The sequence below is a fragment of the Streptomyces genisteinicus genome (assembly GCF_014489615.1).
In the GTDB taxonomy this organism is placed as follows: Bacteria; Actinomycetota; Actinomycetes; order Streptomycetales; family Streptomycetaceae; genus Streptomyces; species Streptomyces genisteinicus.
Map to the genome: position 1 here is coordinate 146383 of NZ_CP060826.1, position 19088 is coordinate 165470.

The window sequence follows — 19088 nt, forward strand, 5'->3', positions numbered from 1 at the left end:
CGGGGCCGGCCGGACTGTCGGTGTGATCGGGTCGCCGGTGGTCATCGGGGCAGTTCCCCGATCCACCGGTGGACTGCGCGGGCCGTGGTCCCGCCGTGCTCGGCCATCATCGTGAAGTGGTCGCCCGGTACGTCGACGACGTCGCGGGCGGCCTTCCACGTGCTGCGCCAGTCACGGCCGTCGGCGGGTTCGCGCAGCGGCTGCGAGGCGCGCAGCAGCAGGGTCGGGATGCGGGTGTCGGGCTCCGGGTTCGTCCAGAACAGGCCGCCGTACCAGGCCATCGCGGTGAGACGGCTGTCGTCCATGGCGACGAACTGCTCGACCCGGTCGAAGACCCCCTCGGACAGCTCCCGGTTCCACTCCGCCATCAGCGGGTCGTCGGGGGCGTAGACGTCCGCGAGCACCAGCCCGGCGGGCGGGAAGCCCAGTTCGGTGAGGCGGACCGCGAGCCGGTGGGCGAGGAGGGCGCCGCCGGAGTGCCCGAAGAGGACGACCGGGGTGCCCGCGGCGTGGGCGAGGACGCCCTGCGCCTGCCAGTCCAGCGCGACCTCGGGGGTGGCCGGAAGCAGTTCGCCGCGGCCGTAGCCGAGGACGGGCACGGCGGCCACCCGGCGTGCGCCGCGCAGCGGCGCGGCGAGGCGGGCGAACTCGTGCGGGCCGCCGCCGGCGGTCATGCCGCTGACGCAGACCAGCAGTTCGGGTGCCGGGCCGTCGGCGAGGGCGGTGAGCGAGGCCGGTCCGCCGGCCTCTCTCACGTCGTCGGCGGTGGGCCGGAACTTCGCGGTCTCACCGACGAGTTCGAGGAACTCGTGGATGCGGCCGGTGCGCACCGCCTCCCGGTAGAGGGAGTCGAGCAGGCCGACCGGGTTGCGGTCGGTGGGCGAGATGCCGAGCACGGGCGCGGGCGGTGCTCCGGCGCCGCCCGCGGCGCCCGTCCCCGAGGCGAGGTGGCGGGCGAGGGCGGCGGGCGAGGGGTGGTCGAAGACGACGGTGCCCGGCAGGGACAGGCCCGTGGCCTGTTCCAGGGTGTCGCGGATCTCGAGGGCGGCGAGCGAGTCGACGCCGAGTTCCAGGAACCCGCGGTCGGGGGTGACGGTCGACGTGTCGGTGTGGCCGAGCACGGCGGCGGCCGTCGTGCGGACGAGGTCGAGCGCGGTCCGCTGCCCTTCGGGCCCGGTGAGCCCGGGTCCGGTGAGGCCGGGTCCGGTGAGGCCGGGCCCCGCCGCGGGCACGGGGGTGCGGGGGGCGGCGGTGAGCTGCCGGACCTCGGGGAGCTCGTCGAAGAGCGGCCGGTGCCGGGTGAGGGTGTACGCGGGGTGGAAGCGCGCCCAGTCGACGTCGGCGACGACGGCGCGGGGTCCGGGCGCGGCCACGGCCTCGGCCAGGGCGGTGCGGACGGTCCCGGGGTCCAGGGGGCGCAGGCCGTGGCGGGCGGTGGCGGGGTCGTCCTCGCCGGTCGCCCACGGCCCGAAGGAGACCGAGGTGGCCGGCAGGCCGAGCGCGCGGCGGTGGGCGGCGAGGGCGTCCATGCGGGCGCTCGCGGCGGCGCGGGCCGCGGCTCCGGTTCCGCCCCAGACGCCGGTGGCCGAGGAGATCATGACGAACGCCGTGAGTCCGGGGGCCAGTTCGGCGGTCAGTTCGTGGAGCACCAGGGCGCCGTCGGCGGCGGCCGACGTGCGCAGGTCGCCGGGGCTCAGCCGGGTCCAGGGGGTGTCGGGTTCGGCGCCGGCGGCGTGGACCACGGCGGTGAGCGGCCGGTCGGCGGGGATCGCCGCCAGGACCTCGGCGACGGCGGCCCGGTCGGTGACGTCCGCGGCGGCGAGGGTGACCTCGACGGGCAGGGCGTCGGCGAACGCACGGGCGTCCGGCGCGTCGGCGCCGCGCCGGCCGAGCAGCACCAGGTGGGCGGCTCCCTGCGCGGCGAGCGCCTCGGCCAGGACCCGGCCGCGCCGGCCGGTTCCGCCGGTGACGAGCACGGTTCCGGAGGGCTGCCAGGGCTCGGCGGCGGGCGCCGGGGCGGTGGTGACCCTGCGGGCCAGGAGGGTGGCCCGCAGGGCGATCTGGTCCTCGTCCGACGCGGCGGCGAGCAGCGCGGCGAGGCGGGCGGCGGTCCTCGGGTCCGGTTCCGCGGGCAGGTCCACCAGGCCGCCCCAGCGGTGCGGGGCCTCCAGGCCGAGGGTGCGGCCCAGTCCCCAGACGGCGGCGGGTGCGGGGCCGGCGGGCGGGTCGGCCGGGCCGGTGGCGACGGCGCCCGTGGTGAGGCACCACAGGCGGGCGTCGGACGCGAGGTCGTCGAGGGCCTGGGCGACGGCGAGGACGGTGGCGGGCTCGTCGGCGAGGCAGAGCACGCCGGCGGTGTCGGGCGCCTCGTCGTGGGCCGTCCGCAGGGCGGCGGCGCATGCCTGCCTGTCGTCCCAGCGGCCGGGGACGGCGGTCACCCGCATGCCCTGGGCGCGCAGGTTCCCGGCCAGGGCGCCGGCGGCGTCGTCCGTGCCGCCGACGGCGAGCCAGGTGCCGTCGGGTACGGCCGGGGCCGGCTCGGGCAGGGGGCGCCAGCTCTCCTGGTAGCGGCCCGTGCTGCCGCCGCCGTCCGCCGCGGCGGCGGTGTGCGGGGCCGCGGCGGCGGTGTGCGGCGCGGGCCAGTAGCGGCGCCGCTGGAAGGCGTACGTCGGCAGGTCCGGCCGGGGCCCGTCGGCGGGACCGAGGAGCGCCTGCCAGCCGACGGGCACGCCCGCCGTGTGCAGCCGGGCGACGGCGGTGAGCAGGGTGGCGGGTTCGGGCCTGCCGGAGCGCTGGAGCGACACGGCGAGGGGGGCGGTGGTGTCGTCGAGCGCGCGGGCGCGCTCCAGGGTCCGCTCCAAGGGGACGGTGAGCGCGGCGCCCGGTCCGATCTCGGCGAAGCGGGTGACGCCCCGGCCGAGGAGGGTGCCGACGGCGTCGGAGAAACGGACGGTGGCGCGTATCTGGCGGACCCAGTAGTCCGGGGCGGACATCGTGCCGTCGTCGTCGAGACCGGTGACCGTGGACACCAGCGGGATCCGGGCGGGGTGGTAGCGGAGGGTCGCGGCCACGGCGGCGAACGCGTCGAGCACGGGGTCCATGTGCGGTGAGTGGAAGGCGTGCGAGACGTCGAGTTCGCGCACCGTACGGCCGGTGCGCCGGCCCTCCGCGGCCAGTTCGGCCAGGGCGTCGGCGTCGCCGGAGAGCACGACCTCGTCACGGGTGTTGACGGCGGCGATCGCGACGCGGGACTCGTATCCGGCGAGCGCGGCGCGTGCCTCGGCCTCGGGCATCCGCACCGACATCATCGCGCCGCCCCCGGGCAGCGCGCCCATCAGCCGGGCGCGGGCGGCGACGAGGGTGCAGGCGTCGGCGAGGGAGAGGACGCCGGCGACGTGGGCGGCGGCGAGTTCGCCGACGGAGTGGCCGGCGAGCCGGTCGGGGGTCAGGTCCCAGGATTCCAGCAGCCGGAAGAGGGCCACTTCGAAGGCGAAGAGGGCGAGCTGCGTCCAGGCGGTGCGGCCGAGCGCGTCGGCGTCGTGGAGGACGACGTCGCGCAGCGGCCGGTCCAGGCCGGGGTCGAGGTGGGCGCAGACCGCGTCGAAGGCGTCGGCGAACACCGGGTACGTCTCGTACAGTTCGCGGCCCATGCCGGCGCGCTGCGCGCCCTGGCCGGAGAAGACGAAGGCGAGGTCGCCGCTCGCGGCGGTGCCCCGGACGAGTCCGGTGCCGGTGCCGGGGGCCCCGGCGAGTTCGGCGAGGCCGCGGCGGAGTCCGGCGGCGTCGGGTGCCAGGACGACGGCCCGGTGTTCGAGGGCGGCACGGGCGGTGGCCAGGTGGCGGGCGACGGCCCGCGGATCGAGCGCCGCGCCGGTGCGGTCGAGGTAGGAGCGGAGCCGGCCCGCCTGGGCGCGCAGCGCGTCCTCGGTCCGCCCGGAGACGGGCCAGAGGAGGAGCGGGGCGGGTGTGGCCGCGTCGCCGGCCGGCTGCGGCGCCGGCGGACGCGGGGCCTCCTCGACGAGGACGTGGGCGTTGGTGCCGCTGATCCCGAACGAGGAGACGCCCGCCCGGCGTGCGCGGCCCGTCTCGGGCCACTCCCGGGCCTCGGCCAGCAGTTCGACGGAGCCCGCCGACCAGTCCACGTGCGGTGTCGGCGCGTCCACGTGGAGCGTCGCCGGCAGCACACCCCGCCGGATCGCCTCGACCATCTTGATGACGCCCGCGACGCCCGAAGCCGCCTGGGTGTGGCCGATGTTGGACTTCACCGACCCCAGGTAGAGGGGTTCGGTGCGGTCCTGGCCGTAGGTGGCGAGCAGGGCCTGCGCCTCGATCGGGTCGCCGAGCCGGGTGCCGGTGCCGTGTGCCTCGACGGCGTCCACGTCGGAGGTTCCCAGGCCGGCCGCGGCCAGCGCCGCCCGCACCACGCGCTGCTGCGCGGGACCGTTCGGCGCCGTCAGGCCGTTCGACGCGCCGTCCTGGTTCACCGCCGAGCCGCGGATCACGCCGAGCACCTCGTGCCCGTTGCGCCGCGCGTCCGACAGCCGCTCCAGCAGCAGCAGACCGACGCCCTCGCCCCAGCCCGTGCCGTCGGCGGCGGCCGCGAACGCCTTGCACCGGCCGTTCACGGCCAGGCCGCCCTGGCGGTCGAACTCCGCGAACACGGCGGGCGAGGGCATCACGGTGACACCGCCCGCAAGGGCCATCTCGCACTCCCCCGTGCGCAGCGACTGCGCCGCCAGGTGGAGCGCCACCAGCGACGACGAGCACGCCGTGTCGACGGTGACCGCCGGGCCCTCCAGCCCGAAGGTGTACGAGATGCGGCCGGACAGCACGCTGTTGGAGGTGCCGGTCAGCGCATGGCTCTCGGAGCCCTCCGGCAGGACGCCGGTCATGGCGTAGCCCGCGGCGGAGGCGCCGACGAAGACGCCGGTGCGGGTGCCCCGTACGGAGGTGGGGGCGATTCCGCCGCGCTCCAGCAGTTCCCAGGAGGCTTCGAGGAGCACCCGCTGGTGCGGGTCCATGGCGACGGCCTCGCGGGGCGAGATGCCGAACAGGTCGGCGTCGAACTCGGTGGCGTCGTGCAGGAAGCCGCCCTCGGCGGTGAAGCCGGCCGCTCCCGGCAGGTGTTCCCAGCCGCGGTCCGCGGGGAACGGCGACATGGCGTCGGTGCCGGCCGCGACCAGGTCCCAGAAGCGCTCCGGGGAGTCGGCTCCGCCGGGGTAGCGGCAGCTCATCGAGACGATGACGACGGGATCGTCCGTGCCGGCGGGGGCGGCGGGCCGGGCCCCGGCGGGGGCGGCGGCGGGCTCGTCCGTGCCGAGCCGGGCGAGCAGTTCGGCGGCGGCGGCGCGGGCGGTCGGGTGGTCGAAGACCAGGGTGGCCGGCAGTCGCAGGCCGGTCGCCGCGGAGAGGCCGTCGCGGACGCGGAGCGCGGTGAGGGAGTCGATGCCGAGGGCTGTGAAGACCTCGTCGGGGTCGACGGCTTCGGGGCCGCTGTGGCCGAGCACCCGGGCGGCGACGGTGCGCACCGCGTCGAGCAGGATGCGGGTGCGGTCGGCGGGGACGGCTGCCTGGAGCCGCCCGCGCAGTTCGTGACCGGCGCCGTCGGCGTCGGCACCGGTCGCGGGGGCCGGGCCGTCGGGCTCGGCGGCGGCCGCTTCCGGCAGGTCGGCCAGCAGCGGGCTGGGGCGGCGCAGGGTGAACGAGGGGGCGAAGCGGGCCCAGTCGATGTCCGCGACCACGCCGGTGGCGCGGCCCGAGTCCACGGCGGCGGCCAGCGCGGCGAGGCACAGCTTCGGGTCCATGGCCGTGATGCCCCGGTCGCGCAGGTAGTCGCCGGCGTCCCGTTCGGCGGCCATACCGCTGCCGCCCCAGGCGCCCCAGGCCACGGAGGTGGCGGCACGGCCGCGGGCGGCGCGCTGTTCGGCGAGGGCGTCGAGGGCCGCGTTGGCGGCGGAGTAGGCGGACTGTCCGCCGCTGCCCCAGACGCCGGCGATCGAGGAGAACAGGACGAAGAGTTCGGCCCGCTCCCCCAGCAGGTCGTCGAGGTGGAGCGCGCCGAGCACCTTGGCGTGGGCGGCCTCGGCGATCTCGGCCGGGGTGGTGACGGCGAGCGGCACGGTGGCCGCGACGCCGGCGGTGTGGACGACGCCGGTGACGGGGTGTTCGGCGAGCAGCGCGGCGAGCGCGTCGCGGTCGGCGACGTCGCAGGCGGCGACGGTCGCCGTCGCCCCGAGTGCGGCCAGTTCGGCGACGAGGCCGTCGGTGCCGGGCGCCTGGGGCCCGGAGCGGCTGACGAGGACGAGGTCGGTGACCCCGCGTCCGGCGAGCCAGCGGGCGACTTCCCGGCCGAGCGCGCCGGTCCCGCCGGTGACGAGGACGGGACCGCCGGGGACCCGGGGGCGGCCCGCGGGGTGCGGTTCCGGGGCGGTGTGCCGTACGCGGCGGGCGAAGACACCGGACGGGCGGACGGCCAGCTGGTCCTCGTTCCCGGCGGCGCCGGCCAGGACCGCGCCGAGCCGGGCGGCGGACCGGGTGTCGTCGGCGGAGAGGTCGATCAGACCGCCCCAGTGCCGGGGGTGTTCGAGTGCGGCGCTGCGCCCGAGGCCCCACAGCATCGCCTGGGCGCGGCTCACCTCGCCGTCGGCGCGGCCCGCGGCGACGGCGCCGCGGGTGACGCACCACAGGGGTGCGGCGGTGTCCGTGTCGCCGAGTGCCTGGAGCAGGGTGACGGTGTCGCCGGTGCCGGTGGGCAGGGCCGGTCCCGCGGGGTGCGGGCGTTCGTCGAGGGCCAGCAGGGAGACCGCGCCGGTGAGGCCGTCCGGGTCGGGGAGTGCGGCGGCGAGTTCGGCCCGCCCGGTCCCGGCGTGGACGGTGATCTCGGTGATGTCGGCGGTCGGGGCGAGCGCGGCGCGCACGGTGGCGCGTTCGGCTTCCGCCCCGGACGACGGGAGGACCAGCAGCCAGCGTCCCGTCGGCGTGGTGTTCGGGAGTCCGACGAGGGGGCTCCATGCGACGTCGTAGCGCCAGGAGGCGACGGCCGTCTCCTGGCGACGGCCCTGCCGCCACGCGGCGAGGGCGGGCAGGAGGTGGGCGAGGTCCGGTGCGGGGACGCCGAGGGTTTCGGCGACGGCCTCGGCGTCGCCGCTCTCGACGCCGCCCCAGAAGGCCTGTTCCGCCGGGTCGGCGGCCGGCCCGTCCTCGGGTCCGGCGGCGGGGCGCTCGGCGGGGGTGGGCCAGTACCGGTCGCGTGAGAAGGCGTAGGTGGGGAGGTCGACGGGCCGGGCCTCGGGCAGGACGGCGGTCCAGTCGACCGGCACCCCGGCGACATGCGCCTCCGCCAGCGCCGACAGCCAGCGCATGGCATCGCCCTTGTCCCGCTGCAACGTCGCCAGCGTGACACCCGGACGCCCCGACTCCTCCACCGACTGCTCGATACCCGGAGTCAGCACCGGGTGCGGGCTGCACTCCAGGAACACCGACCTGCCGTCCGCCAGCAACGCACCCGTCGCCTCGTCGAACCGCACCAGCGACCGCAGACTCTCGTACCAGTACCCGGCATCCATCACCGCCGTGTCGATCCGCCCACCCGTCACCGACGAATACAACGGAACAGCAGACGACACCGGCGCCACCACGGCAAGATCCGCGAGAATCCGCTCCCGCAACTCCTCCACCTGCACCGAATGCGACGCATAGTCCACCGGCACCCGACGCGCCCGCACCCCCCGCGCCTCGCAGACGGCCATCAACTCGTCCAGCGCGTCCGGCTCACCCGACACCACCGTCGCACCCGGACCGTTCACCGCGGCAACCGACACCCGGCCACCGAACGGCTCCACCAGCTCACGCGCCGTCCCCGGACCCGCCGCCAGCGACACCATCCCGCCCCGGCCCGCCAGCACCCGCAACGCACGCGACCGCAACGCCACCACACGGGCACCGTCCGACAACGACAAGCCCCCGGCGACGACCGCAGCCGCGATCTCCCCCTGCGAATGCCCCACCACCGCAGACGGCACCACACCCGCCGAGCGCCACAGCCGGGCCAGCGACACCATCAACGCCCACAACACCGGCTGGACCACATCCACCCGGCCCCACAACACCTCGTCATCACTGCTGAGAACATCGAGCAGCGACCAGCCGTCCGCGAACGGCTCCAACGCCGCCGCACACTCCTCCAGCGACTCCCGGAACACCGGCGAGAACCCGGCCAGCTCACGCCCCATACCCAGCCACTGCGACCCCTGACCCGGGAACACCAGCACCGGAGCACCCTGACCCGCCGCACCCCCGGTCACCCGCGTGACGACACCCGGAACCTCACGACCCTCCGCAAGCGCCTCAAGCCCCCGCCGGAAGTCCGCCACGTCCGAACCCAGCACCACCGCACGATGACCCAGCGCCGCACGCGTCGCCGCCAGCGAGAACCCGACCCGGCCCACACCCGGCCCGTCCCCGCCCGCCTCCCACCCACCCACACACTCCAGCAACCGCGCAGCCTGACCACGCAACGCCTGCTCGGTCCGCCCCGACACCACCCACGGCACCACACCATCAGCCGGCACAGCGCCGGCGGCGACGGGTTCGGCAGGCTCCGGAGCGGCCTCCAGGATCACGTGGGCGTTGGTGCCGCTCACGCCGAACGAGGAGACGCCGGAGCGGCGCGGGCGGCCCGTCTCGGGCCACCGGCGCGCCTCGGTCAGCAGCTCGACCGCGCCCGCCGACCAGTCCACGTGCGGCGACGGCTCCCCCGCGTGGAGGGTGGCCGGCAGCACGCCGTGGCGCATCGCCTCCACGAGCTTGATCACGCCCGCGACGCCCGCGGCCGCCTGGGTGTGGCCGATGTTGGACTTCACCGACCCCAGCCAGAGGGGTTCGGTCCGGTCCTGCCCGTAGGTGGCGAGCAGCGCGTGGGCCTCGATCGGGTCGCCGAGCGTCGTGCCCGTGCCGTGCGCCTCGACGGCGTCCACATCGGCGGGCGTCAGCCCGGCCGCGTCCAGCGCGGCACGGATGACCCGTTCCTGCGAGGGGCCGTTGGGGGCGGTGAGGCCGTTGGAGGCGCCGTCCTGGTTGACCGCGGTGCCGCGGACGACCGCCAGCACGCGGTGGCCGAGCCGCTGGGCGTCGGACAGCCGCTCCACGAGGAGCATGCCGACGCCCTCGCCCCAGCCCGTGCCGTCGGCGTCCGCCGAGAAGGCCTTGCAGCGGCCGTCGGTGGAGAGCGCGCCCTGGGTGCTGAACTCGATGAAGGTACCGGGCAGCGGCATGACGGTGACGCCGCCCGCCAGGGCCATGGAGCATTCGCCGTTGCGCAGCGACTGGGCCGCGAGGTGCAGGGCGACCAGCGACGACGAGCACGCCGTGTCGACGCTGAGCGCGGGTCCGCGGAGGCCGAAGGTGTAGGAGATGCGGCCGGACAGGACGCTGGCGGTGTTGCCGGTGCCGAGGTGTCCGTCGGTGTCGGTCCCCGAGCCGAGCAGCAGGCCCGCGTAGTCCTGGCCGTTGGTGCCCGCGAAGACGCCGGTGTCGCTGCCGCCGACCGAGGCCGGGTCGATGCCGGCCCGCTCGAACGCCTCCCAGGAGGTCTCCAGCAGGAGCCGCTGCTGCGGGTCCATGGCCAGGGCCTCGCGCGGCGAGATGTTGAACAGGCCGGCGTCGAAGGAGGCGATGTCGTCGAGGAAGCCGCCCGCGCGGCTGGACGAGAGTCCGTCGGGGCCGAGGAGGGCGTCGAGGTCCCAGCCCCGGTCGGCGGGGAAGTCGCCCATCGCGTCGGTTCCCGAGGCCACCAGGCTCCACAGCGCCTCGGGCGAGTCCACGCCCCCGGGGAAGCGGCAGGCCATGCCGATGACGGCGATCGGCTCGTCGGCCGCCGCACGGCCGCCCGTCGAGGGGGCGGCGGATGCCGGCGTCCGGCCGGAGAGCAGCGAGAGCAGGTGGGCGGCGAGGGCCACGGGCGTCGGGAAGTCGAAGACCAGGCCGGCCGGCAGGGAGAGTCCGGTGCGCGAGGTCAGCAGGTTGCGCAGTTCCAGGGCGGTGAGGGAGTCGAACCCCAGGTCGTGGAAGGCGCGTTCGCGCTCCACGGCCGCGGAGGAGCCGTGTCCGAGGACGGCCGCGACGGCCTCCAGGACGAGGGTCTCCGCCGCGAGCGCCTGCTCGGCCACGTCCGCGTCCGGCGCGGCGAACGCGACGGGGCCGGGGGCCGCCTCGACGCCGCGGACGACCGGGACGGCCTCGGGGAGTTCGGCGAAGAGCCTGCTGGGCCGGACCGCGGTGAAGCCGGGGGCGAAGCGTTCCCAGTCGATGTCGGCGACGACGAGCGTGCCGTCTCCCCCGGCCAGGGCGGTGGCCATGGCTTCGAGGGCCCGCTCCTCCGGCATGGGGGGCAGTCCGCCGCGCGCGACCCGGGCGGCGGCGGCCGGGTCGGCGGCCATGCCCGCTCCCGCCCAGGCGCCCCAGGCGAGGGCGGTGCCGGGCAGGCCGCGGGAGCGGCGGCGTTCGACCAGGGCGTCGAGGTGCGCGTTGGCGGCGGCGTAGGGGCCCTGTCCGGCACCGCCGATGACGCCCGCGACGGAGGAGAAGACGACGAAGTCGGTGAGGTGGCCGGTGAGTTCGTCCAGCAGGTCGGCGGAGTGGGCCTTGGCGTCGAGCACCGCGGTGAGGCGTTCGGGCGTCATCGTGTCGAGGACACCGTCGTCGACGATGCCCGCGGTGTGCACGACCGCGGTCACCGGGTGGCGTTCCAGCAGCTCGGCGACGGCTTCCCGGTCGCCCAGGTCGCAGGGGACGACGACGGCGTCGCAGCCGCGTTCCGCGAGCTGCGCGACCAGTTCGGCCGCGCCCGGTGCGGCGGGACCGCGACGGCTCGCGAGGACGAGGCGGGCCGCTCCGCGCTCGGCCAGCAGCCGGGCGACCTTGCCGCCCAGTGCGCCGGTGCCGCCGGTGACGAGGAACGTGCCGTCGGCACGCCACTCGGCGCCGCGTGCCTGCCCGGCCGTGGTGGGAGCGCGCCGCAGCCGGCGGACGTGGACGCCGGTCGGCCGGACGGCCGCCTGGTCCTCGCCCGTCTCCCCGGACAGCACCTGGGCCAGCCGTCCGGCCGCGCGGCGGTCGAGGTTCTCGGGCACGTCGACCAGGCCGCCCCAGCGGTCGGGGTGTTCCATGGCGGCGACCCGGCCGAGTCCCCACAGCTGGGCCGCGGCGGGGTGGCATGCGTCGCCGGGCACGGCCGCGACGGCTCGCGAGGTGAGGCACCACAGCGGTGCGGCGAGTCCGGCGTCGCCCTGGGCCTGGACGGCCGTCAGCAGGTCCGCGGCGGTTTCGGCGCACACGATGACACCGGCGACGGGACGTGCCGCGTCCACCGCGGCGGACGCCAGGCCGGCCATCCGCTCGGCGCACCCGGCGCGGTCCCCGCCGGGTCCGGTCATCTCGACGACCTCGGCGCCCGCGGCGCCGAGGCCCGCCACGAGTCCGTCGGGCGCGGTACCGCCCGTGACCAGGAGCCAGGTGCCGTGCAGCCGGGCCGGCCGGTCGGCGAGGGGGCTCCAGCCGACGCGGTAGCGCCAGGCGTCGGTGGTGGCCTTGTGCCGGCCCTGCTCGCGCCAGGCGGCGAGTGCGGGCAGGACGGCGCCCAGGCCGTCGCGCTGTTCCTCGTCCAGTCGCAGCGCTCCGGCGACCGCGTCGGCGTCGGCCGATTCCACGGCGGCCCAGAACTCGCGCTCGGCCGGGTTCTCCGCAGTGGCGGGGCGGGGGGCGACGGGGTTGGGCCAGTGCCTGCGCCGGGCGAACGGGTAGGTGGGCAGGTCGGTCCGGACGCCCCCGAACGGGGCCAGGTAGGCGGACCAGTCGACGGGGACGCCACGGGTGTGCAGGCGCGCGACGGCGGCGAGGAGGGTGACGGCCTCGGGACGGTCCGGGCGCAGTGCGGGTACGGCGGCGAGGGTGTCGGCCTGCTCCGCGGCGAAGACGGAGAGCACGCCCGCGGGGCCGAGCTCCAGTGCCGTGCGCGCACCGCCGAGAGAGGCGATCGCGTCGGCGAAGCGGACGGGCTGCCGGATCTGCGACACCCAGTAGCCGGGCGTGGCCATGTCGCCGGGCGCGGTGGGAACGACGGGAATGCTCGGGGCGTGGTACGTCAGCGACTCCGCCACGGACGCGAAGTCCGCCAGCATCGGCTCCATCAGGTGCGAGTGGAACGCGTGCGAGACCGTCAGCCGCTTCACCCGGACACCGTCGGCCCGCAGCCGCTCCTCCAGCCCGTCGATCGCCTGCGCGTCGCCGGAGACGGTGAGCGATGTCGGCCCGTTCACCGCCGCGAGGTCCACGCCCTCGGGCAGCTCCAGCCCCTCCTCGGCCAGCTCGACGGCCAGCATCGCGCCGCCCTCCGGCAGCGCCTCCATCAGCCGGCCCCGCGCCGAGACGAGACGGCAGGCGTCGTCGAGGGAGAGCACACCGGCGACATGCGCGGCGGCCAGCTCACCGATCGAGTGACCGACGAGGACGTCAGCGGTCACACCCCACGACTCCACGAGCCGGTAGAGCGCGACCTCGACCGCGAACAGCCCCGCCTGGGCGTAGACCGTGCGGTCCAGCGCGTCCGCGTCCCCGAACACCACGTCCCGCAGCGGACGTTCGAGCTCCACCCGGGCGCAGACCGCGTCGAACGCGTCCGCGAACACGGGGAACGTCTCGTAGAGTTCGCGTCCCATTCCGGCGCGCTGCGCGCCCTGGCCGGTGAAGAGCAGGGCCAGCCCGCCGTGCACGACCTGGTCGCACACCGCGTCCTGCGGCTGCTCGCCCGCTGCCAGTGCCGTCAGTGCGGCGGTGTGGTTCCCGAGGACCACCGCCCGGTGGTCCAGGTCGGCGCGCGTGGTGACGAGGGTGTGCGCCAGGTCGGCGGGGTGCGCGTCGACGGCGGCGAGGCGGCCGGCCAGCTGGGCGAGGGCGTCGGGCGTGGCGCCGGAGAGGGGGACGGGCAGCGGCAGGGCGGGGTGTCCGGGCTCGTGCCGCCGGGTGGCGGCGGGGGTCTCGGCGGGCTCGGGGGCCTGCTCCAGGACGGTGTGCGCGTTGGTGCCGCTGATGCCGAACGACGACACGGCGGCCCTGCGCGGCCGGCCGGTCCGGGGCCACGGGCGGTTCTCGGTGAGCAGTTCGACGGAGCCTGCCGACCAGTCCACTTCGGGGGTCGGCTCGTCCACGTGCAGCGTCCGCGGCAGTTCGCCGTGGCGCAGCGCCATGACCGCCTTGATCACGCCGACGACACCGGCGGCCGCCTGGGTGTGGCCGATGTTGGACTTCACCGACCCCAGCCAGAGGGGTTCGTCGCGGTCCTGGCCGTAGGTGGCGAGCAGGGCCTGCGCCTCGATCGGGTCGCCGAGCCGGGTGCCCGTGCCGTGCGCCTCGACGGCGTCCACGTCACCGGGCGCGAGGCCCGCCGAGGCCAGCGCGGCACGGATCACCCGCTGCTGCGCGGGGCCGTTCGGCGCCGTCAGGCCGTTCGACGCGCCGTCGGAGTTGACGGCGCTGCCGCGGACCACCGCGAGCACGTCGTGCCCGTGGCGGCGGGCGTCCGAGAGCCTTTCGACGAGCAGGACGCCGACGCCCTCGCCCCAGCCGGTGCCGTCGGCTCCGGCGGCGAAGGCCTTGCAGCGGCCGTCGGCGGCCTGGCCGCGCTGCTTGGTGAACTCGGCGAACACGGACGGCAGGGAGATCACGTTGACGCCGCCGACCAGCGCCAGGTCGGACTCGTGGTGGCGCAGTGACTGGCACGCCAGGTGCAGGGCGACCAGGGAGGAGGAGCAGGCGGTGTCGACGGTGACGGCCGGGCCCTCGAAGCCGAACGCGTAGGCCACGCGGCCGGACAGCACGCTGGGGGACCCGCCGGTGACGAGGTAGCCGTCGCCGGCCTCGGGGTCGGCCGAGAGCACGGTCAGGTAGTCCTGGCCGCCGGCGCCGGCGTACACGGCGGTGCGCGACCCGGCGAGCGAACGGGGGTGGATGCCCGCGCGCTCCAGTACCTCCCAGGACGCTTCGAGGAGCAGCCGCTGCTGGGGGTCCATCGCGAGCGCCTCGCGCGGCGAGATGCCGAACAGGTCGGCGTCGAAGGCGGTCGCGTCGGGGAGGAAGCCGCCGGTGCGCGGGTAGTCGCCGGGTGCGTCGAGGTCCCAGCCGCGGTCGGCGGGGAAGGGGCCCATGGCGTCGGTGCCGGAGCGGACCAGCTCCCACAGGTCCTCCGGGGAGCGGACGCCGCCCGGGAAGCGGCAGGCCATGCCGACGAGGACGATCGGGTCGTCGTCCGCCGGGGCGGCGGCGGGGACGGGCGCGGCCGGCGGCGTCGCGTCGGGGGCGGGTCCGGCGGCTCCGGCGGCTCCGGCGGCTCCGGCGGCTCCCCGGGCGATCTCGGCGGCGAGGTGGCGGGAGAGCGCGAGCGGGCTGGGGTGGTCGAAGACGAGGGTGGCGGACATCCGCAGACCGGTGGTGAAGGTCAGGCGGTTGCGCAGTTCGACGGCGCCGGCGGAGGTGAGTCCCAGTTCGCCGAAGGCCCGGCCGGGCTCCACCTCGGCGACGGAGTCGTGGCCGAGCACCAGCGCCACCTGGTCGCGGACCAGGTCGAGCAGGAACCGGTTGCGCTCGGCCTCGGAGGCCCCGGCGAGCCGTCTGGCCGGCGGCAGGTCCTCCTGTTCGGCGGCGTCGCCCCGGGCGGTGGCGTTCTGTTCGGCCGTCTCCCGGAGGGCGCGGATGTCGGGGAGTTCGTCGAGGAGGCGGCTGGGCCGGGTGGCGGTGAAGAACCAGGAGAAGACCTCCCAGCGGATGTCGGCGACGGCGAGCGTCGTCTCGTCCCGTTCCAGTGCCGTGCGCAGTCCGGCGAGCGCGTGTGCGGGTTCCATGCGGAGGATGCCGTGGCGTTCGAGGACGTCGCCGAAGCCTCCCTCCGCCATCCCGGCGCCGGCCCAGGAGCCCCAGGCGACGGAGGTCGCGGGCAGGCCCTGGGCGCGGCGGTGCTGGGCGAAGGCGTCCAGGAAGGCGTTGCCGGGGGCGTAGTTGCCCTCGCCCGCCGAGCCGAAGACGCCGGCCAGCGACGAGAAGAGGACGAAGGCCGAGAGGTCCAGGTGTGCGGTGAGCCGGTGCAGGTTGAGGGCGCTGGCGGCCTTGGCGCGCAGCGCGGTCTCGACGCGGTCGGGGGTGAGGGAGTCCACGATGCTGGAGTCGACGACTCCGGCGGCGTGGAAGACGGCGGTCAGCGGGTGCGCCTCGGGCAGGCCGGCGAGGACGGCGGCGAGCGCGTCGTGGTCGGCGGCGTCCACGGCGGCGATGGTGACCTCGGCGCCCGATTCCTCCAGCTCGGCGGCGAGTTCCGCCGCGCCGGGGGCGTCCGGGCCGCGCCGGCTGAGCAGGAGCAGGTGTCCGGCGCCCGCGGCGGCGAGCCAGCGGGCCACGTGTGCGCCGATGCCTCCGGTTCCGCCGGTGACGAGGACGGTGCCGGTGGCCTGCCAGGCGGGGCCGGGCGGGGCGGGCTCGGCGCGGCGCAGGCGGGGGACGAAGACGCCGGTGGCGCGGACCGCCGCCTGGTCCTCGCCCGTGCCGGCGAGGACGGTCGCGAGGCGGGCCAGTGCGCGGGGCTCGGGGTCGGCAGGCAGGTCGACCAGGCCGCCCCACTGGGTGTACTCGTGGGCGGCGACGCGTCCGAGCCCCCAGGTGAGGGCCTGTGCCGGGTGGGTGACGGTGTCGCCGGGGCCGGCCGCCACGGCGCCGGAGGTGGCGCACCACAGGCGTATCGGCTCGCCGGTGTCGTGCACGGCGTGCAGCAGGGTGATGCCGGCGGCGAACCCGGCCGGGGTGGAGGGGTGTTCCGGGGCGGGGTCCTCGGCGAGGGCGAGCAGGGACAGGACGCCGTCGGCGCCGCGCAGGCGGTCGGCGAGGTCGCCGCGCCGGTCGTCGGGGGCCACGGTCAGCACGTCGGCGGTGGCGCCGGCTTCCGCGAGGGCGGTGAGCAGCCCGGTGACCAGGGTGCCGGCGGGGTGGTCGGCGTGGACGGCCACCAGCCAGCGGCCGTCGAGCCGTGCCGCGGGGAACTGGGCGGGGGTCCACGCGGTCCGGTAGGACCAGCCTTCGGCCCGGTTGCGTTCGCGGTCGCGCCGGTGCCATGAGGAGAGCGCGGACAGGGCTTCGGCGAGCGGGGTCCGGCCGCTGACGTCGAGTGTCCGCTGGAGTGCTTCGAGGTCCTCGTTCTCGACGGCGGACCAGAACCAGTCCTGTGCGCGGTCGGTGACGGGCCGCTCGGGTTCGGCGGTGTCGAGCCAGTAGCGTCGTCTCTGGAAGGCGTAGGTGGGGAGGTCGACGGGCCGGGCCTCGGGCAGGACGGCGGTCCAGTCGACCGGCACCCCGGCGACATGCGCCTCCGCCAGCGCCGACAGCCAGCGCATGGCATCGCCCTTGTCCCGCTGCAACGTCGCCAGCGTGACACCCGGACGCCCCGACTCCTCCACCGACTGCTCAATCCCCGGAGTCAGCACCGGATGCGGGCTGCACTCCAGGAACACCGACCGGCCGTCCGCCAGCAACGCACCCGTCGCCTCGTCGAACCGCACCAGCGACCGCAGACTCTCGTACCAGTACCCGGCATCCATCACCGCCGTGTCGATCCGCCCACCCGTCACCGACGAATACAACGGAACAGCAGACGACACCGGCGCCACCACGGCAAGATCCGCGAGAATCCGCTCCCGCAACTCCTCCACCTGCACCGAATGCGACGCATAGTCCACCGGCACCCGACGCGCCCGCACCCCCCGCGCCTCGCAGACGGCCATCAACTCGTCCAGCGCGTCCGGCTCACCCGACACCACCGTCGCACCCGGACCGTTCACCGCGGCAACCGACACCCGGCCACCGAACGGCTCCACCAGCTCACGCGCCGTCCCCGGACCCGCCGCCAGCGACACCATCCCGCCCCGGCCCGCCAGCACCCGCAACGCACGCGACCGCAACGCCACCACACGGGCACCGTCCGACAACGACAAGCCCCCGGCGACGACCGCAGCCGCGATCTCCCCCTGCGAATGCCCCACCACCGCAGACGGCACCACACCCGCCGAGCGCCACAGCCGGGCCAGCGACACCATCAACGCCCACAACACCGGCTGGACCACATCCACCCGGCCCCACAACACCTCGTCGCCGCTCTCCAGCACCTCCAGCAGCGACCAGCCGTCCGCGAACGGCTCCAACGCCGCCGCACACTCCGCAAGCGACTCCCGGAACACCGGCGAGAACACGGCCAGCTCACGCCCCATACCCAGCCACTGCGACCCCTGACCCGGGAACACCAGCACCGGAGCACCCTGACCCGCCGCACCCCCGGTCACCCGCGTGACGACACCCGGAACCTCACGACCCTCCGCAAGCGCCTCAAGCCCCCGCCGGAAGTCCGCCACGTCCGAACCCAGCACCACCGCACGATGACCCAGCGCCGCACGCGTCGCCGCCAGCGAGAACCCGACCCGGCCCACACCCGGCCCGTCCCCGTCCGCCTCCCACCCACCCACACACTCCAGCAACCGCGCAGCCTGACCACGCAACGCCTGCTCGGTCCGCCCCGACACCACCCACGGCACCACACCACCCACCACACCAGCAGCCGGAACACCAGCAGCGGCGGGAGCAGCAGGTTCGGCGGGCTCCGGAGCGGCATCGTCCGCGGCGGGCCGGTACTCCTCCAGGATCACGTGGGCGTTGGTGCCGCTCACGCCGAACGAGGAGACCCCGGCCCGGCGGGGCTCGTCGCCCTCCGGCCACTCACGGGGTTCGGTCAGCAGCTCGACGGCACCGGCCGTCCAGTCCACGTGGGGCGTGGGCTCGGAGACGTGCAGTGTGGCGGGCAGCACGCCGTGGCGCATCGCCTCCACCATCTTGATGACACCGCCGACACCGGCGGCGGCCTGCGTGTGGCCGATGTTGGACTTCAGCGACCCGAGGTACAGCGGCTTGTCGTCGGACCGGTCCTGGCCGTAGGTCGCGAGGAGCGCCTGGGCCTCGATCGGGTCGCCGAGTGTCGTGCCGGTGCCGTGCGCCTCGACGGCGTCCACGTCGGCGGTGGTGAGCCGGGCCGCGTCCAGCGCGGCACGGATCACCCGCTGCTGCGAGGGGCCGTTGGGGGCGGTGAGGCCGCTGGAGGCGCCGTCCTGGTTGACCGCGCTGCCGCGCACCACGGCGAGCACGCGGTGGCCGTTGCGCAGCGCGTCGGACAGGCGCTCCACGAGGAGCACGCCCACGCCCTCGCTCCAGCCGGTGCCGCCGGAGTCCGCCGAGAAGGCCCGGCAGCGGCCGTCCGCGGAGAGCGCGCCGGCCATGCCGAAGTCGATGAACGTGTTGGGGGTGATCATGACGGTGACGCCGCCCGCCAGGGCGAGGGAGCACTCCCCGCTGCGCAGCGAGCGCACCGCGAGGTGCAGGGCGACCAGCGACGACGAGCACGCCGTGTCGATCGTCAGTGCGGGGCCCTCGAGGCCGAGGGTGTAGGAGACGCGGCCGGAGACGACGCTGCCGCTGCTGCCGGTGCCCAGGTGGCCGGCGACCTCCTCGGGGACGGACAGGGCACGGGACGCGTACTCGTTGTACATGACGCCGGTGAAGACGCCGGTGCGGCTGCCGCGCAGCGAGAGCGGGTCGATGCCGGCCCGCTCCACGGCCTCCCAGGAGGTCTCCAGGACGAGGCGCTGCTGCGGGTCCATGGCGAGGGCTTCGCGCGGCGAGATGTTGAAGAGCGAGGGGTCGAAGTCGGCGACCGCGTCGATGAACCCGCCTTCGCGGGTGAACTCGACGCCGGCGGCGGCACCGGCGTCGAAGGGCGCCATGTCCCAGCCCCGGTCGGTGGGGAACCCGGAGACGGCGTCGCCCTGGTCGCGCACCAGGCGCCACAGCGCCTCGGGCGAGTCGACGCCCCCGGGGTAGCGGCAGGCCATGCCGACGACGGCGATCGGCTCGCGGTCGGCCGATTCCGCAGCCCGGAGCCGCCGGCGTACCGCGGCGAGGTCCGTGGTGGCCCGCTTCAGGTAGTCCCGCAGCTTGTCCTCGGTGGATACGGC

1 pseudogene is annotated in these 19088 nt (G+C 76.1%); it reads right to left on the reverse strand.

The annotated features are described in order from the left end of the window. Positions 1-41 precede the first annotated feature (41 nt). Positions 42-19085 (reverse strand): annotated as a pseudogene (locus tag IAG43_RS34830) (type I polyketide synthase); the annotation flags it as partial. Positions 19086-19088 lie beyond the last annotated feature (3 nt).